This is a genomic window from Alteromonas sp. KS69, assembly GCF_003989595.1.
Classification (GTDB): Bacteria; Pseudomonadota; Gammaproteobacteria; order Enterobacterales; family Alteromonadaceae; genus Alteromonas; species Alteromonas naphthalenivorans.
The window spans coordinates 239,299-260,613 of record NZ_PYHU01000008.1; the positions used below are offsets into that span (position 1 = coordinate 239,299).

Annotated in this window: 16 protein-coding genes and 1 pseudogene; 4 read left to right on the top strand and 13 right to left on the bottom strand. The window is 42.5% G+C overall.

Annotated features, from left to right (window positions below):
• Positions 1-38 precede the first annotated feature (38 nt).
• The 3 genes from C7Y69_RS08200 to betB form a co-directional block, all read right to left on the bottom strand.
• Positions 39-1,256, bottom strand: a complete 1,218-nt coding sequence (locus C7Y69_RS08200) for a BCCT family transporter (RefSeq protein WP_126872366.1) — start codon at positions 1,254-1,256, stop codon at positions 39-41.
• A gap of 103 nt (positions 1,257-1,359) precedes the next feature.
• The gene (gene betA, locus C7Y69_RS08205) at positions 1,360-3,030 is read right to left on the bottom strand and encodes a choline dehydrogenase (RefSeq protein ID WP_126872367.1); all 1,671 of its coding nucleotides are present in this window, start codon (positions 3,028-3,030) and stop codon (positions 1,360-1,362) included.
• Positions 3,030-4,493 (bottom strand): betaine-aldehyde dehydrogenase, encoded by a 1,464-nt coding sequence (betB, locus tag C7Y69_RS08210; protein ID WP_013783860.1) that lies wholly within the window; start codon positions 4,491-4,493, stop codon positions 3,030-3,032. Before betB ends, betA begins: the two co-directional genes overlap by 1 nt.
• 840 nt (positions 4,494-5,333) lie before the next feature.
• On the opposite strand from betB, the gene C7Y69_RS08215 reads away from it, so the two are divergent.
• A complete protein-coding gene (locus tag C7Y69_RS08215; RefSeq protein WP_126872368.1) occupies positions 5,334-6,707 on the top strand; it encodes a hypothetical protein in 1,374 nt (457 codons plus the stop codon).
• Here C7Y69_RS08215 and C7Y69_RS08220 read toward each other — a convergent pair.
• The 7 genes from C7Y69_RS08220 to C7Y69_RS08250 form a co-directional block, all read right to left on the bottom strand.
• Entirely contained in the window at positions 6,704-7,879 is a 1,176-nt protein-coding gene (locus C7Y69_RS08220) for an RNA polymerase sigma factor (RefSeq protein WP_013783858.1), read from the bottom strand. The two genes, C7Y69_RS08215 and C7Y69_RS08220, sit on opposite strands and share 4 nt — an antisense overlap.
• Before the next feature lie 4 nt (positions 7,880-7,883).
• The gene (locus tag C7Y69_RS08225; RefSeq protein ID WP_126872369.1) at positions 7,884-8,888 is read right to left on the bottom strand and encodes an alpha/beta fold hydrolase; all 1,005 of its coding nucleotides are present in this window, start codon (positions 8,886-8,888) and stop codon (positions 7,884-7,886) included.
• Between the two features lie 94 nt (positions 8,889-8,982).
• Entirely contained in the window at positions 8,983-9,273 is a 291-nt protein-coding gene (locus tag C7Y69_RS08230; RefSeq protein ID WP_013783856.1) for a DUF3325 family protein, read from the bottom strand.
• Positions 9,274-9,279: 6 nt separating this feature from the next.
• The gene (locus tag C7Y69_RS08235; protein WP_126872370.1) at positions 9,280-10,977 is read right to left on the bottom strand and encodes a PepSY-associated TM helix domain-containing protein; all 1,698 of its coding nucleotides are present in this window, start codon (positions 10,975-10,977) and stop codon (positions 9,280-9,282) included.
• Positions 10,974-11,255 carry a hypothetical protein gene (locus tag C7Y69_RS08240; RefSeq protein ID WP_013783854.1) on the bottom strand — a complete coding sequence of 94 codons (282 nt, stop codon included), beginning with the start codon at positions 11,253-11,255 and terminating at the stop codon, positions 10,974-10,976. The genes C7Y69_RS08235 and C7Y69_RS08240 overlap by 4 nt, the downstream gene beginning before the upstream one ends.
• Positions 11,256-11,291: 36 nt before the next feature.
• A complete protein-coding gene (locus C7Y69_RS08245) occupies positions 11,292-13,751 on the bottom strand; it encodes a TonB-dependent receptor (RefSeq protein ID WP_126872371.1) in 2,460 nt (819 codons plus the stop codon).
• Between the two features lie 159 nt (positions 13,752-13,910).
• Complete coding sequence (locus C7Y69_RS08250; RefSeq protein ID WP_126872372.1) at positions 13,911-14,888, bottom strand: LysR family transcriptional regulator; 978 nt, start codon at positions 14,886-14,888, stop codon at positions 13,911-13,913.
• A gap of 234 nt (positions 14,889-15,122) precedes the next feature.
• Between C7Y69_RS08250 and C7Y69_RS08255 the strand changes: the two genes are divergently transcribed.
• On the top strand, positions 15,123-15,968 hold the full coding sequence (locus C7Y69_RS08255) for a DUF4437 domain-containing protein (RefSeq protein ID WP_126872373.1): 846 nt from the start codon (positions 15,123-15,125) through the stop codon (positions 15,966-15,968).
• A 179-nt stretch (positions 15,969-16,147) separates the two neighbouring features.
• Here the strand turns inward: C7Y69_RS08255 and C7Y69_RS08260 are convergent, their stop codons facing one another.
• Both C7Y69_RS08260 and C7Y69_RS08265 read right to left on the bottom strand, forming a co-directional pair.
• Positions 16,148-16,966, bottom strand: a complete 819-nt coding sequence (locus tag C7Y69_RS08260; RefSeq protein ID WP_126872374.1) for a DUF3307 domain-containing protein — start codon at positions 16,964-16,966, stop codon at positions 16,148-16,150.
• 2 nt (positions 16,967-16,968) lie between these two features.
• Positions 16,969-17,607 (bottom strand): hypothetical protein, encoded by a 639-nt coding sequence (locus C7Y69_RS08265; RefSeq protein ID WP_013783850.1) that lies wholly within the window; start codon positions 17,605-17,607, stop codon positions 16,969-16,971.
• Positions 17,608-18,113: 506 nt separating this feature from the next.
• On the opposite strand from C7Y69_RS08265, the gene C7Y69_RS08270 reads away from it, so the two are divergent.
• Both C7Y69_RS08270 and C7Y69_RS08275 read left to right on the top strand, forming a co-directional pair.
• Complete coding sequence (locus C7Y69_RS08270) at positions 18,114-18,653, top strand: TetR/AcrR family transcriptional regulator (protein WP_260563456.1); 540 nt, start codon at positions 18,114-18,116, stop codon at positions 18,651-18,653.
• Between the two features lie 12 nt (positions 18,654-18,665).
• Positions 18,666-19,711: pseudogene (locus C7Y69_RS08275) on the top strand (alcohol dehydrogenase family protein).
• Here the strand turns inward: C7Y69_RS08275 and C7Y69_RS08280 are convergent.
• The gene (locus C7Y69_RS08280; protein ID WP_126872375.1) at positions 19,708-21,198 is read right to left on the bottom strand and encodes a diguanylate cyclase; all 1,491 of its coding nucleotides are present in this window, start codon (positions 21,196-21,198) and stop codon (positions 19,708-19,710) included. The pseudogene C7Y69_RS08275 and the gene C7Y69_RS08280 sit on opposite strands and share 4 nt — an antisense overlap.
• Between the last annotated feature and the right edge of the window lie 117 nt (positions 21,199-21,315).

The window sequence follows — 21,315 nt, forward strand, 5'->3', positions numbered from 1 at the left end:
TGTTATTAGATAGATAGTGATGTTTTTATTTGAGGCTCTTACGGCCCTGAATCTATTTTTGTAAAATCGATTTCGTTGTCTTCAGGAGAACTATCGATATTTTTTACGGTTTTTGGTTTACGGTACAGCATGAAAAATGCGCAGCTGAAAAACAGGCCGATGACTAATGCACCTACCCACTGAATTTGTAAAAACTCTAATTTAAACAGCAGAGTTAGTAAGGAAAGCATGGCTACATTCATAGCAATGTACTTAACCCTTCCGAAGCGCTTCACCGTTAAATTTAAATTGTCTGTATACAAGCGAATAAGCGAATCTAACGAGTTAATAACAAATACAATTCCTACAAAGGCCATCGCAAAGTTCTTCAAACCAGTGGTGGGTATGCCAGCTTCGTGATATTGATAAATAACGCTAAACCACACCGCAATAGGTATTGAAGGGAATATCAGCATGGCGCCTAGCACTTGATAGGTGCGTAAACCTCCTACAAAACGCGAAGTGAACTGCCCAATCATGATGCTCCATGCGAACCACCAAAATAAGTAAAACTCGTGGTATTCGTTTAGCGGCAACACGAAGTGTTCAATGTTTCCAAAGTAACTGCCTATGAGTTCCAAATTATGTGTAAATGCGGCAATTTGGCTGTCACTTCCCAAAAAGGCGCCCGCCCACATGAAGCCAATTAACGCGATAAATAACCACGTTGTAGAGATACTCAGTAACCGTACATATTTAATGTCGGTACTGGAGTAAACCGCAAAACAGATAGCCGCGAACACGACGAAATAGAAAGTAGGTATGATGGACTCGCCATCGCCGATAGCGGGTAAATACCAGGGTAAATTCGACAGTAGTAAAAATGCGGTAAAGGCGCAGGTACCAATAATGACCACGTTATTAATGAATTTAACCAGTGGTATTTCGAAGAACTTAACCTTGGGCTCTACCACGCAAAAATAAAAACAGGTAAGAAAGTAAAAGCCCCATATTAGAAAGCCCCAATAGCCAAACTCAATGGCAATAGGGTTAGTAAAGGCGTATTCAGGGTTCGCTGCTATGTTTGCATAGCCACCGAACTCGGTAAGCGGAAACATGATTAGGCCAACGTCTAGGCCCGAGGTAAATAGAATGGCGATAAAAGTGAAAAGCCTAACCGGGGTGACACCGATACACTTCACATTTCCCCATTTAACAAGAATAACCACAATGGCTAATAGGGTGAAAATGATCCCAGCATTAAGCCATAAGGTCATTACTACCTCCCCAAAACAATCGATAATGCTTCATCTTTCTTCCTGTTGTTATATTTTTCATACGTACCAAAAATGCCTTTTTGGTACGTGTAGGCCGCTCAGATTAAATCGTTGAATTACGCTGAACCGTTTCCCAATTATTTGATGTAGCAACGTTAACCGGTGAATGTGCTAGCGCAGGCTTGCCCAGTATTAAATCAGCCGCTTTTTCTGCCACCATAATGGTAGGCGCGTTTAAGTTGCCATTAGGTACTGTTGGGAAAATTGAAGAATCCACAACACGTAGGCTCTCAATACCATGTACTTGCGTATTGGAATTCACTACTGCCATGGCATCTTCACCCATTTTGCACGAGCAAGACGGGTGATAAGCGCTTTCAACCGCTTGGCGCACGAAGGCGTCAATTTCTTCATCGGTTTGAATATGCTTACCAGGTTGAATTTCATCTTCTCGGTAGTCGTCAAACGCGCTTTGTTCAATGATTTCACGGGTTAAACGCACGCAGGCACGAAAGCCTTCAATGTCGTCTTGATGCTGCAAGTAGTTAAATTGAATTTTGGGTGCGTCGGTAGGATTAGCCGTTTTAATAGTAACGGCACCGCGGCTTTTAGGCTTGTTGTGACCAACATGCACCTGAAAACCATGGCCATCAAAGGCACTGAGCCCGTCGTAACGCATGGCCGCTGGTAAGAAGTGATACTGAATATCTGGCCATTCAACACCAGGCTTCGAGCGAATAAACGCGCAAGACTCAAAATGGTTGGTGGCGCCTAACCCTTTGCGGGTAAGCATCCAACGTGCACCAATTAGTCCTTTTGAAATCAGCCCTAATTTACCGTTAAGCGTAATAGGCTGTTTGCACTTATATTGAAAGTAAAACTCCAAGTGATCTTGTAGGTTCTGCCCTACCCCTGGCAAATGGTGCTTAACGTCAACGCCTGCTGCTTTAAGCGTTTCGCTGTCGCCAATGCCAGAAAGTTGTAAAAGGTGTGGCGAGCCAATAGAACCGGCACTTAACACCACCTCTTTATTGGCTTTTGCGGTAACACGTTTACCGTTTACGCTGTACTGCACACCCACCGCTTTTTTACCTTCAAGTATGACTTTTTCAGCCAGGGCACCGGTAACAAGCGTTAGGTTTTTCCGCGATTTAACCGGGTCTAGGTATTCACGGCTAGCCGAACTGCGCACGCCGTCTTTCACGGTCATGTGCATTGGACCAAAGCCTTCCTGCTGGGCGGCGTTATAATCAGCCGTTGTAGCGTAGCCCGCTTCCTTTCCCGCTTCTATAAAGGCGGTGTATAAAGGGTTGGCCATTTCGTTGCCATTGTTAACCCCTAAAGGGCCCTTTCCACCACGGTAGTCATCATTACCTAAATAAAATGACTCGGCTTTTTGAAAATAAGGTAAACAAGCTTGGTAGTTCCAGCCTTGGGCGCCGTGTTCTTCCCACTCATCGAAATCTTTTGCATGGCCGCGAACGTACACCATACCGTTAATTGATGAGGAACCACCCAATACCTTACCTCGTGGGCAATGCATTTTGCGGTTATCTAGAAACGGCTCTTCTTCGGTGTGGAACTGCCATGCATATTTGTCGGTATTCATGGGAATAGATAACGCCGTGGGCATTTTAATAAAAATGCTTTTATCACTGCCGCCGGTTTCTAGCAAAAGCACGTTATTATTTGCGTCTTCTGATAGTCGGTTAGCCAACACACACCCTGCAGAGCCAGCACCCACTATGATGTAATCATATGCTTGCTTACTCATTAAAACGGGCTCTCTATGTCGGTCATGCCCACATATACAGATTTGGTCTGGGTGTAGTGATCTAGCGTTTCAATTCCATTTTCGCGGCCAATACCAGACTGCTTATAGCCGCCCACTGGCATTTCAGCCGGTGAATTACCATAGCTGTTTATCCAACAAATACCGGCTTGCAGCTTATGGATAACGCGATGTGCCCGTTTAATATCTTTGGTAAACACACCTGCAGCCAAACCTAAGTGGGTATTGTTAGCACGCTGAATAACATCGGCTTCGTCTTCAAACACCAACACACTCATGACTGGGCCAAAGATTTCTTCTTTAACAATAGTCATTTCGTCGGTGCAATCGGTGAATACAGTAGGTGCTACAAAGTAGCCGTTTGGCGCTGATTCAGGGTTAAGCGTTGTACCGCCCGTTAGCACGGTAGCGCCTTCTTCAACACCTTTATTGATGTAGCTCATCACTAAGTCTTGGTGATTTTTAGAAATAAGTGCGCCTAAATTCACGTTTGGATCGAGCGGGTCGCCAGCCACTATGTTTTGTTCTGTACGGGTTTTAAGTTCGTCAATAAAGGCTTGGTATACCGATTTATGCACGTAAACCCGTGTACAGTTTGTGCAAACTTCACCTTGGGTATAAAAGTTACCCAGCATGGCTGCGCTTACTGCTTGCGATACGTCGGCGTCTTCAAACACCAACAATGGCGATTTACCACCAAGTTCCATGGTGACGTCTTTTAATGAACCGGCTGCATTCGCCACTACTTTTTTGCCTGTACCGACTTCGCCAGTAAAAGACACTTTTTCAATATCTGGGTGTTGGGTTAACCATTGGCCAACTTCTGCTGCACCTTGTACAACATTGAACACGCCAGCGGGTACGCCCGCTTCAAAGAAAATTTCAGCAAGTTTAATAGCACCTAATGGTGTTTCTTCTGAAGGTTTAAATAGTAAGGCGTTACCTGCCGCTAAGGCTGGGCCAGACTTCCAACATGCAATTTGTAATGGGTAGTTCCAGGCACCAATACCTGCACAAATGCCAAGTGGCTCTTTACGTGTATAGTAGAAGTCGTCGCCTACCATCTGCTGTTGACCTACTTGCGTAGGAGCAAGGCCAGCAAAGTACTCAATGACATCAGCACCGGTTACAACGTCTACACACTCGGCTTCTTGCCAAGGTTTACCGGTATCTAGCACTTCAATTTTAGCCAGCTCATCATTTCGTTCACGAAGTAACGCTACCGCTTTTAATAGAATACGGCTGCGCTCAACCGGTGTCATAGCAGACCAAATAGCAAAGCCTTCTTTTGCGCTTGCTATTGCCGCTTGTTGTACCGCTTCGTCTGCCACTTCAACATGGTAAATAACGTCGTCGGTAGCAGGGTTTTTAACCGCAAACGTCTCACCACTGCTATTAGCAATGAACTTGCCGTGAATAAAATTTTGATAAACTGGAGTCGTCACATTAAACCTATTTTGATAACTATCAGCAGCTTAGAACCCACTGATATTGTTCAAATTTACTTCGTCAGGCGTGCTTACCGCTTCACGCAGGCCTGATCGCTCGAAATAACACACATACCGCTTAATTAACGTCTTGAATCCGTTATTTATGCTTAAAACGTTTACAAACAGCGTTTTCACTAACGCCTACAAATGCTTTGCAACCGTTATACAGCGGCTAACTGAAAGATAGATTAAAGAAGCCCCTCTATTGTGTATTGAAGACTAAAAAAGAAATCTAACTCTATCTGAGAAATGTGTATTTTTTATTAATTGATCGTTCAATAAAAATAAATACTAAGGGATTAACACTAATAATTCAACGTTGACAAAGGCTGAATTTATTTAAAAATGATTTGAGCTAAATCTAAGGCGCTTTGTTTGAACCCAAACACAAAGGTTAAAATGCGCACAATACGCTGTTTTATTAGCTTAATTCTTTCGATTTAGATTTATTTATATACAATTTAAAGGGGTAGTTATCATGGCCTTCGAGAACATTCGCTTTTTAGAATTACCGATTAGATTGAACACGAACAATTCCTTACACTAAGTACCAGCCTATAAGAAGATTACAAAACAACCAGAAAAATCCGAAGAAGTTAGTCTTATTTCATAAGAGTATTTCATAAGTGGACAGACAGAATTGTTTAGTTCGAATGGTTTCAACGTGTAGTAGCGTGCTATCAGTGGCGATATTAGTGCAATTTAATTCGTAGTATTCTTCGTAACAAAACCAAAATAGTGCATACTTTCGTAAGAAGCGGTAACACAGTGATGAATAAGGCGAAAATTACCTAAGTGCACAAAATTAAACTCACGCAAGATGAAAACCTGTCTTTTAGAGTCGATTATCAGCTATTACCGAGTGATCATCAGCGTCTCGACCTGTTTTTTTCACTGCCTGATGAAATGGGTATTAGCTCGAAGACCCTTACCGAAGAACAGTATTTTCACCACAGTATTCAAAACCACAGCGCCTATTATTCAGATCAGTTGCATGTTCCTTTGGTTCGAAGCCGCTTTATCAGTCAGAAAAAAGGCGAGCAAAGTGATTACCGCTTAAATTTAAACTTATACTCGTATCAAATCCGTACCGCACTCGACACAGACGTTAAGCAAACGCTGAAGATTAAAGATAGCAAAACGTTTTATCCTCAAGCTATCGTGCTAGCAGAGCAAACCTCAGATCTGTTAAAAAAACTTAGGCGCTACACCCCTTCTGACGAAAAACTCCGGGCGTATTTTGAGAATGCCGATAATTATTTGAGTTGGCAGGTAGAGCAGTCTTTTTTAAAGCTATTATCCTCTGCCCCTAAAAGTAGCGATTATTCCAGTGAGCGGAAATTTCTTTTCGATTTTTGTAGACGAGAAAGTCAGTACCGCGCAGATAATCAGTACAATTCGCAGATTACGTTAGATGACCCAAACCGCATTACGAACAAAATGCGGCTATTACAGCGTTTAATTGAATACGGTGTGGTATTTCAAAAGAAAACGAAAAGCCTTAATACTTATTTAAACCGCTTGGTTAAAGGTACGGTAACCGCTGTGATCATGGCTGCAGTGATGGTTTTAGTGCTAAACGCTCGTACTAATTTCACTGAGGTGACGGTGGCCTTCGTAGGTATTCTGGGGGTTATTTATGGGCTACGGGAAATCTTTAAAGAAGACATTACGCGGGTAATTTGGAGGCGTATTCAAAAAGGTTTACCGAAGTGGAAAATTATTTATAGCCACAGCGTAAATAAAAGCAGAATAGCCACCCAAACTATTTGGCTTGAATACATTCGTAATAGAGATTTACCTAAGCAGGTTGATAGACTGTATCAAACCCGTAGGCAGCAAAACAAACAAGCCGCTCAGCTGTTACATTTTCGTAGTGACACTCGCGTAAATGCGAAAAGCTTCTTGCCAGGTTACGATGATATACAACAGCGTATTTATTTTAACCTCACCCCTTTTGTTCGCTTTCTCAAAAAAGGCGAAGGTAGGCTGTATTCGCTAGAAAACAATAAAATTACTAAGCAGGCTGTAGAGCGACGCTATCAAATAAATGTAGTGCTCATGCATACTGACAAGCAAAAGCACCAGCAAGTACAGCGATTTAAGATAACCCTAAACCGCTCTACTATTATCAATATTGAAGCGCTGGAAGTACGTGAAGCAGATTAACCTATTACCAATCGCCCACTATTAATCAGCCCTGCGATTAACCCTATAAAACCAAGAATAAGACCACCGTAAAGACCTAGCATGTTAGAAACATTCATTGATTGCTCATATTGAATGTTTTCCCCTTTGAGCTGTCCGTGCTGTTCATACTTTATATCGGAAGATGGCGTATTTAGTTTCTGCGAAGTCGAGTAAATAATCTGATGAGCCCGCTTTGTTAAAATTGCGATACCTGCACCAAACCCGCAGTAGGTTAACAATGGAATTATAAATCCAGTAGACAATTCATAAGAGGCCGCAAATAGCATACCCCAAACAAAAATCCACACTAAGGTGTAATTACGCACCCGCTTAAGTTTTTTCTTATCAGGCTCATGTTTCATGTGACGTTCGGCTAACTTATGTGATGCAATTACCGCTACCATGGCAACAAGCGCACCTAACATAGCGCCACTAAATACCCACAACACTTTACTCCAAAGACTGTTAAATACACCGCCTTTAGAAGCACTTCCCGTAGCCCCTACGGCTACCGCCGCAGTTGCAGATTTAGGGTTAGCTAATAAGGTTAGCGTCATTGAAGTAAATGTGACCGTAGGCGTTGTGGCAATAATAATGCGACTGAATTTGTCCAGCGTTAGGGTTTTAAGCATGGCTCGTGCTCGCGAAAGCTTTTTTCTTACTGCAGCATCAGAAATATCAAGTAATTGCGCGACATGTTTTGTAGAACATTGCTCTCGATAATATAACAACACCACTTCTCTACTATCCGATGGCAGTTCATCTATAAGGGCTGCGATTATTTTCTTTGTTTGCTCGTCTGATATCTTAGTTTCCAGCGCATCGTCACTTTTACAGAAACTTGCCAGTATATTTTCGCCCTCATCACCTTTTATCGATTTCGAAACTTTATTGTCTCGTAGATAATTAATGGCCATATAACGCGCCATTTGGCGTACCCAAGGCATAAAGCTTTTGGGGTTGGTCAAAGTAGATAGATTTTGCCAACAGTTAATAAATACTTTTTGCGCTACGTCTTCGCTAGCATCCATGTCTTTTACAATACCAAGCGCAATTGCACTTACCGTATTTTTGCTTGCATTAATTAAGCGCTCAAAAGCTTTAATATCTCCACTTTGCGCGGCAATGACATCTGAAGAATACACATCCATGCGCTTACTCCTTTCCTATAAACTGTGTTGTCTGTTGCAGTAACCATGGCAAATCATCGTACATAATAAAATGACGAGATTGTGTGTTCATCACCACTTTTGCTTGCTTAGCATTGGCAAATTGTTCTGTGTATAACTGTTTAACCATCTCTTTACTGTCATTATCACTAAACCCGCCACTGGCTCCGAGAAATAGTATAGGAGTATTACTGGAGGTTATAGCCGACCGTAAGTCGGATGTCATCAAGTCTGCCATTATTTGCCCCACTGTCTCTGGGTGCGAACTTGATGCCATAGACAGCACTTTAGCTTGGTTCAATTCGCTGGTCGTTTGAACGTGGATACCTTGACGTGTATACGCGCTTAACTGCTCTTGATTCATATTAGCGTACTGTGATTTAACGCTCATTGCATAAGGTTCTGCCTGTGCTGCTGTGACCTTATTACTACGAGTAAAAATAGGGGTAATAAAAGGCAGGCCATCTACTGAGACCACTTTACTTACTCTTTCTGGTAGCGCAAGTGCAAGCTGGTAAGCAATATGACCTCCCATGCTATGTCCAACGACTATCACATTATTTAAGTTATTATTTTCAATATACGATACCAGCGCAGCGGTAATTTTTGATAACCGATTATTTGGATAAACTTTGTTGTCCGCAAAACCCGCCACTTGGGCAAAGTGGCTTCGATATTGCCCCTTATAGTAACTACCAAGCTCGTGGGATAACTCTGACCAAACTGAAGCGTTAGACATTAAGCCAGGTATAAATAACACGTTTAGTTCATCATGTTTGATAGGCTTGTTGGAACTGCTGTCATTATTCCTGCTTATGGTTTGAGTACTAGGGGTTTGAGTGCTGGGGACTTGCGTCTTGGCGCTATCAATTTGTTCGTAAACGGTGACAGGTACAGTGGCTAACGCAGAGGTATCTTCTGCGTGTAGGGTCGCTGAATTAATTAACAATATGGCGGCAGAAAATAGCGTAATTAAGTTTAAAAATTTCATGGTTTCACTCCTCTTTAATCTATAGTCACGCGCTGCAGCAAAAGTGTGACAACAATTTTTCGGAGTAAATTAAAAAAAGTAATAGTATTGGCTATTATTTGTTAATTGATAACGCCACTAAAAAAATAGCACCACTTATTAGGCTAAACCACCAAACAAGTGATATCGCCAGCGAAGGCGTAGCATTAACCGCGACTATTAAAGACCCTACCACCAATAGCCAACCACTTATACGCAGGCCATTTTGAATAAATTTTTTGCCATCAACCTTACGCGTATGGCGTTTTTTATTTTCATACAACCACCCTACTAGTTTGAAATGTTTGTTGCTCGCTAATGCAAGTAAACCAATACCAAGTACCACTAAAATAGTTACCGTTAACATGTCTAACTACTCTTTTTTTGTTTCTAGGTTATCTTGATTACACGTTGCGCCACTTAAAGAGGAGGCGGACAAACGAACTCTTAGCCAATACGCTAGTGCTGAAAAAACAGCGCCGCATAATACAAACCCTAGAAAGAAACTTAAGTAAGTAATGTCTGCGGTACCAACGGCACCTTTTATTCTTTCAAAAGGCATACATATTCCAACCACTGCTAGACTTATAAAGCTTACGACAGCAACCAATGTCTGTTCAAACCACGCGTTTTTTGCAGGCCTAAAAATGACGTGTACCAAGCAGTATAGCCAAGCAACAAAAAACGCACTAATTTCCATGTTAGCTCGGTTTAAGGTGTCGGCAGGGATAAGCCGGTTAGCAAGCAAAAAAACGGGCGTTGCAATGGCCATTCCCATAATGGAAGCGATGTTGCCCTTTTCCATAATGTGTAACGATAAGGGAATACGCTTTTGTCCTTTACTAAGGTTTGTACGCCGCTGATTAACCCAAATAATTAACCCCGACGCTATAAGCACGCAGCTCAATACACCTAAGCCAAAGAGTAACCATCTTAAGCCAGTGGTAGCAAAGTTCGCTTGGTGTAACCCATACATTATTCGCCTGAAAGTGGCGGGTGCACTTTCATCTTCATAGCCTTCAAGAGGCGTTGCAGTATAACTTGAATAAACAAGTCGGTCGGCGCGGTTCGAAACCGTTAGGCTTTTAGTGCGTTCAATAATAAAGCGGCTATTTTCGTTACCCGGCGCTTCTACCGTGATTCGCTTAATCGCGTGTGGCTCTTGCCATTGTGCTTTTAAGCTAGTCAGTATGGCTGAGTACGCTATCGATTTGCTTAGCATATATTCAGAGGCGCCTGCTGCCGAGCTTTTTACCGAGTTTGCTGCCGTACTTGTACTATTAGTAAGTGGTGGAAGCGATGGGATGATTGCTTTATTTACGCCCCGCTCGCCTTGTTCAAAATGCATATTTGCCGAAAAAGGCGTGTACATAATGGCGTAAATCATAATGGCACTTATACAAATCATTAAGCAAAAAGGTAGCGTTACAATGCCGACTAATGCATGAAGATCGGAAGTCCATTTTGATATCTTGCCTTTGCGTAAGGTAAAAAAGTCTTTGAAGAAACGCCTATGAGTATAAATTCCACTGAAAAGAGTAAGCAGCATAGCCATAGCGGCTATTCCGGCGATATAGCGGCCGCCGTAACCTCTAAGCTGCAAGGTATAGTGGAAATTCCTGAAGAACAATCCCCCTTTGGTGTCGGTTGTTGACCCAAGAAGCGTAGCGTCTTTGTTAAAACTCACCGTATGACGTGTTTTTCCCTCACGCCACTGAACATACCAATGTTGCTCTCGGGCGGTAGGTAGGTAAATTCGCCATGAACTAGCGTTTTTGGCATGATGTTGTAAGTAGTTTAACGATTGTTCTATCTGGAATCGCTGACTCTCTTGCGCCACCTTTGTCTTGGTCTGCGTATTGGTTTGCGTATAGCTCGCCTCGTCTACCACAATATTTCGGTCAAACCCATCGCCTACAATAACCTGCCGCTCTGGCATCATCCAATACGTAATTTCTGGGGTAAAGTAACTTAGCGTACCCGTTACGAAAATAACGAACAACAACCAGCCAGAAATAATGCCTAAGTAGGTATGAAGCCAAATCATTGTTTTTCTGAATGTTGTTTTCACAATACCTCTACCAAGGGCAAAAATAGCACGGCTAACGCGATAATCAGAGTACAGCTAATCAGCCATCTCACAATGTTCGATACCGCGAAACTAGAAATAAATAGAATAAAAAAAGCGACATAACTCATCATGCTAGCAGTGAGCACAGCTACGCCTTTGTTGATATGCAATAAATGCACGAAAGAATAGGTTAAGTAAATGGATAACAGTGCGGATAACGCATAGCCGCCAATGATGGCGACTATGCTACGCAGTATAATAGCTACGTTTTTATTCAAGCGGTTTAATACCTGTCTTACTATAAATGCCTAGGATTAAAAGCGGTACGCAACCGTTAACTTGGCATTTCGTTCTTCACCAGGAAGACCACCAAGGTACATAGCGCTACTATAGTAATCGGTATTATCAAGGTTTTTGATATTTAGCTGAACATCCCAGTCGTCAGACACATAGCTAATTGCAGCATCCCATACTGTGTATGAATCTACGAAGGCATAGTAAATACCAAACGCAGATGCTGAAATAGTACGCTCATCTTCATAAGACACACCCACACTGAATTTAACGGGTGCAGGTAATGCGCTGAATGAATGGCTGTAGGTCAACCACGTACTTGCCGTTTTTTCGGCAATACCTTTGGTTTGTTCTTCATCAGTACTACTAGCAAAATTACCCGGTTCCGTTACTGGCTCTTGGTACGTAGCATTAGTGTTAAGCGCCCATTGCTCATTAATGTCGAAGTTAATATCAATTTCAACACCGGTAGTACGCTCTTGCTCATCGTAGTAGAACTCTGGTACATCAATGTTGTAAGCAGGGTCGTCAATATTGTCTTCATACAATGGGTTAGTGTATTGCAGGTTCGTTCTTGCGGTATCGAACACTACGATTGAACCAAGTAACTGTTCAGATAACGCGGTAAAGCGTAACCCTAAATCCCACGAGATTGACTCTGAGTCAGGGCGGTTATCTTCTTCGCTCAGTGAACCTAAAACACTGTAAGCGGTTCTACCTTTTGAATGGTTTATAAAGGTAGAGATATTCGGTGTTACTTTGTAGGTTAAGCCTAAGTTGTAAGTGAAACCATCATCGTCGGCATCGTACTCTAGGTTACCATCGCTATATTGGTTCAAATAGGTTTGTTTAACCGCACCATAAGCACCGCCGAAACGACCTGTTAGGTATTCATTAAAGTACAACACTTCTTGAAAACTTACGCCCCAGCTAGATACGTCTTTTTCATACTTGCTGCGAAGCGATGGGTTGTAATCATCGAACGTACCCGTTGGCCAGTTTGGATTACGAATATCTAAAATGTAAGGCACTGCATCACTTCGAGTATCGTCAGCATCCCAAATAGACCACTGCGCGTAGGACATTTCGTGATCTTCGTAGTTCGCGCTAAACAGATGCTCACCTTCAACGCTGCCAGCCGACCACGTATTCGTAACATCAATAAAGTATTGCCATACTTTTTCGTCAGCCACAATGTTTCGGTATTCCTGTCTACGAGCGGCAAACGGGTACAACACATCGTCAATAACTAACGGCGCACGTGGCTCCAAGTTGATTACATCTGTACGTTCTGTATACACATAGTTGTATGCACTGGTTTGGCGAATATAGTCAGTCTCGTATGTACGGTATTGTAATTGCTGAGTCAGTGACCAGTTATCCGCTAAGTTCACATCTTGGCGTATTTTGATACGAAACTCTTTGCCTTCGTTTGGCTCTGACAATGGTGAAATAAGGCTAGTATCACCTAAATCATAGGGTTGAACACCATCTGTAGAGGTTAGCGAAGCTGCAAGCTCTGCTATTTGCTCATCGGTTAGTTGCAATCCACCGCTATCTACGTCGCCATTAACTAAATCTGACGCGGTAACACTACCAGCCTCAGCATCTAATAAAGTTAAATCGATTAAGCGTACCGGATGACCGATAGAGTCAATCTGCACTGCATCGTCGATATATGCAGCGGAAATTAAAAATTTGTTGTCGGGAGAATAGTCATATCGCAATGAAGTATAAAGCTCGCTTCGTTCATCACTAAGTCCACGATAGCCGTCTGATTGTTCATGATTAGCCACTACGCGATAAGCCAATGAGTCATTAATGGCGTTTGTTGCATCAAACATTAGTGAGTAACTGTCCCAACTACCTAACGATGCTTCTATCTCGTATCGCTCTTCAAACTGTGGCTTTTTCTCAATAAGGTTGATAATCCCGCCTGCTTCACCCATACCGTAAAGACCCGTTGCAGGGCCTTTTAACACTTCAATGCTTTCTACATTAGTCATTGAACGTGTTGGGTTGTAGCTATTACCTAAATCTGCACCAGCATAAATACCATCGTAGGTGTAATTTACACCTAAGCCACGAATAGCAAGGTTATCGCCTACCCCGTAGTTATTGCCATCTTGGGTTAAACCACTAATGTTACGAATACTTTCTTGTAGCGTGTCGACGCCTTGTTCTTTTAATAATGTTCCATCAACCAATACTACAGCGGCAGGCGTTTCCATCAAACTCATGTTCGACTTAGTAGCCGTACCAGATTCTAATATCAATCTGTTGTGACGACCGTAAACGGTAATGATATCTAGGTTTTCGTCCGTTACAGCTTGTTCTTGTTGTGCTTCTTCACCACTTTGCTCTAAGGACGTAAAATCCTGAGATTGAACAGCTTGGGCCGAGATTGCAGTGGTATAAAAAAGGGAGAAAATCGCAGTAGCTGCGCTAACTTTGGTTGTGTGTGTGAAGTCTATGTGCATTGTGTGTCCGCTTTATTAATTGCAAATGATAATCACTTTCATTATCAGGTGCGCATGGTATTTAAACACACTATTAAGTTCAACTAAATTTACACAAAATCCTTATTTTACTACTCCCTCTACTTGTAACTAATCAGTATTTGGCGAATACAAGCGAGGCTAGTCGGCATTTGGCCATTCAGATTCATCAAGTATACCTTTGGAAATCAACGCCTTTCTAAGCGTATTTATTTTCATCTTGAGTTCATCACGGATTAAACGAATTGCAGGCGTGATAAGTTGACGGCTAGGTAGCACTAGCCACATTTCAGTAAGCGGTACGTGATAAGCAGGCATAACCCGCTGAAGGCGCCCCGCCAGTAAATCCTCTGCAATATCAATAACTGACTTCTTTGCGATACCCACCCCATCAACACACCACCGGCGCACAATGTCGCCATCGTTCACTGCGCGGTTACTTTTTACTTTAACTTTGAATTTCTCTTTACCTTTCTCTTTACCTTCCTCTCCACCTTTGTATAGATCCCAACCGTCGTGGGTTAGCTCGTACAATTTGTAAAGCAATGCATTGTGATTTGCTAATTCTTCGGGGCTAGTAGGTTCTCCATACTTTTCAATATAGCGTGGCGAAGCACAAATAAAGTGTGGAATATTACAAATTTTGAACCCATACATATTGAGCTCTTGAACCGCGCTTTTGGTCATGGCTCTTAGCGCAATGTCTACCCCGTCGCGGTAGAAATCCACACGACTGTCACTTACCTGCAACCTAACAGATACGTCTTCGTGTTCCGCCATAATATCGTTTAGCAAAACCCGCATTAGGTTACGTCCCATCTCCGAAGACATGGCCATTTTCACTTCGCCGTTAATGTCTTGCTGCTCTTCACTGATACGCATAACACCTTGTTGAAGCAAGTCTAGTGCTTGCTGACATAAGGGTAGAAAACGCTCACCTTCGGGCGATAACCGTATTTTGCGGGTAGTTCGCACAAACAGTTGAGTGCCAACGTCTTGCTCTAACCGCTTTAAAGCTACGCTTGCGGCAGAGGAACTTATGTCTAGCTGGTTCGCTGCAGCAGTTATTGAATGCAGTTCTGCCACCTTGAGCAATACTTGCAAGTCTTCTATCTTCATAACATCTTCTTTTTTTGTTAGTAGAATTTAGTTTTATTAACGCTATGGTGGTGTAACTACAATGGCATAAACTTTAGCCAGGTTCATTTTATTATAGCTAAAATCGAATCAATATCTTCAAGCACGGCAACTATTATCCACGTTTTAGCGAAAGTGTATTGGCGATTTGCCCATTTATCCACCGCCTTTCTGCACATAAAATACACCCAAGCAATCAAGTTAAAGGGTTTAAAAATGAAATTCACAATTAAAGCAACAACACTCGCATTTGCATTATCTAGCGCAGTGGCACTTTCAACATCATTTACAAGTACAACAGCGTTTGCCGCAGAAACAGCATCTAGGGTCGTAGCAGCAGATGATATTGAATGGGGTTACCTTAACCCTCTTCGTGGTGATAAGAGCCCAGGCGCAGCAGACCTTTGGGGAGACCGCACTAAAAATACCGCAACTGGTATGCTGGTACGCTTTAACAAAGGTTTTGAATCTCCACCGCATATTCATAATATTACGTATCGCGGCATCGTGATTGAAGGTGCTATGCACAATGACGATCCTACTGCAGGTAAAATGTGGATGCCTGCTGGTTCTTTTTGGACCCAACCTGCTGGCGAAGATCACACCACAGCAGCAAACGGTAGCGCCAATTTAATCTATTTAGAAATTGATTCTGGGCCTTATTTAGTACAACCATCTAGTGAGCATTTTGATAATGGTGAACGCCCGCTAAACCTGCATAAAGACAATATTGTGTGGCTTAACGATAGCGAATTGCACGATGTAAGTGCACCAGGTGTGTCATCTACCTACGTGTGGGGCAGCGCCGCCGATATGAACGGCTCAATGGTGAAGCTACCCGTCGGTTTTAACGGCTCTATAAGTACTGATGCTAGTGAGTTCCGTGCTGTGGTAATAGCAGGCGAAGTTAAATATCAATCTGAAGATGTTAGTTCACCTATCACCTTAAGCGCAGGAAGCTATGTAGAGTCGACAGGCGCATTTGAACATCAAATTGTTAATGAAGGTAAAGGCGAAGCAACTATTTATATTCGTACTGATAGCGATTACCAAGTGCGCTAGCATTATATATTTACAATAACCTATTGATATTTATAAATTAGCTTTCTGTTATTTAATGAATGCCTCTAGTAAGCAATACTAAAAATCTGTTGATTACTAGAGGTTGATTAAACAAAAAAGTAAATCCGAACGCTTGCTTAACACGCTGAGAGGAAATTTATTCTTTAGGCTTGCGGAGATTAAAGCTTGCCCATATACATACGTGTAGTAAGCCCCACTGCAATAGTAATTACTACGCTAGTTAATGTGCCCAACAATACATATTCCGTTAGTTTTTTGTCTTCGCTTTTGGTTAGATCGCCAAATCTAAAGATAGATTTAGCAGCAAGTAAGAAACCTATAGCGGCAAATTGATTTATTAACACAAAGGTAAGAATAAGAAGGCGCTCTAAATAACCAATTCGTTGCCCAGCCATGGCCAGAGTATTTTGGATAGGAAGCTGAACTAACGTGGACGAGTTGTGTGGTTTAGCATCTTCATCAAGCTCTTTAGTCCAAGGCGAAAGAAGCTGCTTAATAAATATGGAGGTGGGCTTCAAAATAATCATATAAGCCAATAGCACTGCCAAATGATGATGGTTAATCATTAGAACTTGCTTAAATAGCTGCCCAAGCTGGTTGGTCAGCAGTGCCCACAAAATTACAATAGCCCCAATATGCGCGGCCTGATCAATTGCGAAAGCCAAGGTACTAGGCCCCGCGTAAGACTTTACTGCATCGATAATAAAATGGCTTATCAACACCCCACCTGCAACCAAAAGTAGCGGCCCAACGTCAATGCTATCTAAGCCAGCTTCTTTTGATGCAACTGCGGTTAGTACGGATAGAGTTACCAATGCCGTTAATGCCAACACACCATGTAATAAAGAGTGGAGATACAATGCTGGCGATTTCAGGTGTTTGCTATTTCGGCTCTCTACCCACCTGCTTGGCTGAAAATAAAAATCTCCAAGCAAATGGGCAACTAACAGCCCTATCACTATGCTAAGTTGCTCCATGCTTACCGCTCCGTTTTAACTTCCGTTGCCATATAACGTAAATAATCACCCACTAAGTGGTACTGACTGGCATTTAAAATACGCGTAATATTGCTGCGAGTTTTCCCTAGTGCGCTTGCTATTTGCTCATGTCCTTTATCTTTTGCACTAATATAAGCTAGTAGGGTTTCTGACTGAGTCTGAGTTAGCGAAGTAATATGACTATCGACAAATGCAGTCATTAAGGATGCGTGTTTGTTGAAGTCTTCATCATCACTGATAAACACTAAATACTGAGACTTGAGATTATCTAGCGCCCTGCCCGAACGCACAAATGCACTTCCGGTTCCCGTTTTCACTTGGCCTTCGGTAACGCTCACTTCGCCAAGCGCTACGCTAATACGTACATCCGTAGATGGGGTACACGCCTTTAACGCTAACCTCACGCATATGGCAGCTTGCATCGCCAGTTTAGGTGTACAAATGACAGCCTGAAAGGCATCACCACGAAATAGGTCGTATTGCCCACCATGACACGACGTTTGCGCTTTAAGTTCACGGGTTAGGACTTTTAGCACATGAGTTAAATCGGCGTCGCTCAAATGCTGCGAATTCGCAATATCACCGGTGATAACCGCTGCATATTTTTTTGTGTTTTCCATCGCTTCCTCTTTTAATGAGAGTAGCTCTTAAGTTGGGATTCACCCTAATGAATAAATAGACTGCCTGTATTTTTATACAGATGCAATATTATAATCTCCTTCGCTGGGTTACTAAGAATGTTACCGTAAATAAACCCTTTTACAAAAGTGATTAAAAACAGTCACTTTAAGCAAAGTTACCATAAACAGTCACAAGTTGACATTTTTTATTCACGAAGCTCATTCAAACTCCTTTAAAATCATCTAATAGCGTACTGTGACCAGACAATTCTGCTCTATTCACATAGATACTAACCGAACAGAAAGCATCCTATTCGCTAGTTCTCACACTAACCCATGTTTGCAAAAGTAGAATGATTACTCTACCATGACAATACAAAGGTAGAGCAGTCATTCTACCCTTAATGGCTATACCCACAAAAATGGCTATACCGACAAAAATAGCTATACCGAGAGAAACCTGTACCGAAAAAGTCTATATCTGAAAAAACTTGCTATTGGAAGCGATGATGACACCCGACGAACGAAAGAATGACATTGCAGCCCGATTAGAAACTGCGTTTAGTACTAATGGTTTTACCCAGCCCAATATCGCCATGTTAAAAACGCAAACCGGCACGACGCTAAAAACCCTATACAAATATTTTCCATCTAAAGAGGATATGATTATTGGCGCTCTCACCCATAGGCATCAGCGTTATTTATCCTTCCTAGCCACAGACTGCCCAGACAATCTCACGAATGCGGTCAAACATGTGTTTGCTCGCCTAGCCTTATGGCTTAAACAATACGCGCCTAACGGATGCATGTCGTTGCAAGCCCTCTCTAGCTATCCAGATTATGATCGAGTAACAACTGCTGTAAATACTCACAAGGCCGATGTTCGCCAGTGGCTTTTAGCACTAACCAATAACAGCTCAATGGCTCATTCACTTTTCATATTACATGAGGGTATGTCGGCAGCTTGGCCCACCATGGGCGAAGAAGCTTTAGCTACAACCCAAGAAATGCTCAACAAACTACTTCTCGAACACGATTTAACGTAAAGGAGATTTTTTATGTCACAACTTCCCACTCAAATGAAAGGGGTAGTACTTACCCACCATGGCGACCTTGATGCGTTAAGTATTCGTAGCGATATCCTGTACCGGTTCCTGGCGCAACTGATGTTGTTATTAAGGTAGCCGCGGCTGGGGTAAATAACACCGATATTAATACCCGAAACGGCTGGTATACAAAGGGCGACGTTGATGATGATGTTGAATCTTGGAACGGCGCGCCTTTCGCACTGCCTCGAATTCAAGGTGCAGACGTATGCGGATATATTGTTGCAGTGGGCAGTGATGTAGACACCGCTCGCATAGGTGAGCGAGTTATTATTGAGCCCTGCTTAACTGAAGTCGATGGCGTTGAATTAAGTGCGCCTTGGTATTTTGGCTCTGAATGTGATGGAGGTTTTGCCGAATACACAAAAGTAGCCGAAAAACACGCTCTTGCAGTGAACACTAGCATGTCCGATACCGAACTTGCGTCTTTTCCCTGCTCCTATTCTACTGCTGAAAATATGCTTCACCGCGCTAATGTTGTGGAAGGAGATCGTGTACTCATCACCGGCGCATCAGGCGGCGTAGGCTCTGCTGCGGTACAATTGGCTAAAGCACGAGGTGCAACGGTCGTTGCCATCACCAGCGAGTCTAAGCAAGAAGCGTTAAGAACGCTTGGCGCAGATGACACACTAACTCGAGATTGCAACTGGTTAGCGTACGCTAAAGATAAGCCATTCGATGTAGTCATAGACTTAGTTGCAGGTCCGCGATGGCCAGAGCTACTAGATATGATGAAACCATTTGGCCGTTATGCTGTTTCGGGTGCAATTGCTGGGCACACCGTACCACTCGATGTTCGAACGCTATACTTAAAAGATTTACAACTACTGGGATGCACTGTGCTATCAGAAGGTGTATTTGCCAACCTAGTTAAGCGTATAGAAAAAGGGGATATCTCGGCGCTTGTGTCAAAAACGTATCCTATCGACGAAATTAAACAGGCCCAGATAGACTTCGAACAGAAAGCGCATATTGGCAAGCTTGTACTGACGTTTTAACGCAGTACAACCTCCTGCGCTTCCCATACATCAACACGGTTACGCCCTAACGATTTAGCAAGGTAAAGTGCAGCATCGGCTTGCTTTATAAATTCATTAGGGCAAACCGGATGGTCAAATGCCATAGTAGCAACGCCCAAGCTTGCTGTTAGACGATTATTATAGGCTGATAATTTAAATGGTATTGCCGCTTGCTCTATATTCCTACGAATGCGTTCCGCCACTTTTAATGCAGCGCTTAAGTTTGTGGAAGGCATAATGACAGCAAACTCCTCTCCACCATAACGGGCCACCGCGTCATCATTCCCTATACAGGTTTTCTTAATTATTTCTGCCACGCTAATGAGTGCATCATCGCCCGCCACGTGCCCATAGCAATCATTATAATTTTTGAAATGATCTACATCTATAAACAGTAAGCTAAGTGGGGTTTTACTAAGAACGCTTCTTTCAATATCCCGTTGTAATGTATCGTCAAACAACCTTCTATTCGCAATGCCGGTCAGGCCATCAATATTGGCTAACTTAGCTAATTTTGCATTCGCTTCAATGAGTTCTTGCTGCGCTTTATAAAGTGCCCGTTCGTTATGAGCATTTTGCAGCGTGTTAGCCAACATTTGTGCTATACGCTGTAAGTACTTAACGTCATGATTCTTCCACGTGTACGGGCTGCCCGTAATATCGCAGCCGATAAAACCAAAAATACCATTATCCAATACAATAGAAGCACACAAAATAGAGCAAATATTTTCCCGCTCAAATTCTTCTTTTTCCCCTTTTGCTTCTTGGGGTAAATTAGCCACGTTGTTTACCTTAAAAAGTCCATCTTGTTTAAGTTTCCTTTCAAAATAAGGCATGGTATTCATTGGCAATGCTTGAAGGTCGTCTTTATAAGGTGTAACCCCAGCTGCAACCCATTCGTGACTGTTACAGGCAAATTTTTCATTGTTAAAAAATTCGAACAAATAGCAGCGATCTAAGTCACAAAACTCACCGAATGCACCTAAGATCCCTTCAATGAGATTGTCAGTTTTATCGCTTGTAGCGTTGATGAGTTGAGATGAGAAAGTAGAGAGTAAGCCATTAAAGGTAATGTGTTTCCCTACGGGAGAAGCCTCTTCCGGCGCGATAAATAAACTATTCTGCACCGCCCTTGCGTTGATAACTACCAAGCTAACGTTATCAAAAGTGATTATTGAGCTTTCAAGGAAAAACTGAATTCCCCGTTCCCGAGATTGGATCCTTACACACTGGCAAAGATGTATGGTTTCCTCCGCAATTGCAAAAGGATGATAACTGCCTAAAAGCTCGTCTTTTGTAATAGGATCGAAGAAGCGTAAACCGTTTGCAAAATCTTCAGATACACGAGCCTGGCCGAACTGACGAGCCAACGCAATACTCACGTCAAATTTCGATGCCCCAATGGGTTTAAATAGCAAACACGTAGGCAACTGACGGAGTAACTCTATGCCTTCAATTGGCTTCACATAAAATCCTTATGGGAAGTAAATTTATCAACTATTACTGTAGTACATATTATAAAAAAGTGCCTTTTATCGCTCTCGTATCGCATTACATTAACTATTTCAGCTTTTTTCAATTTT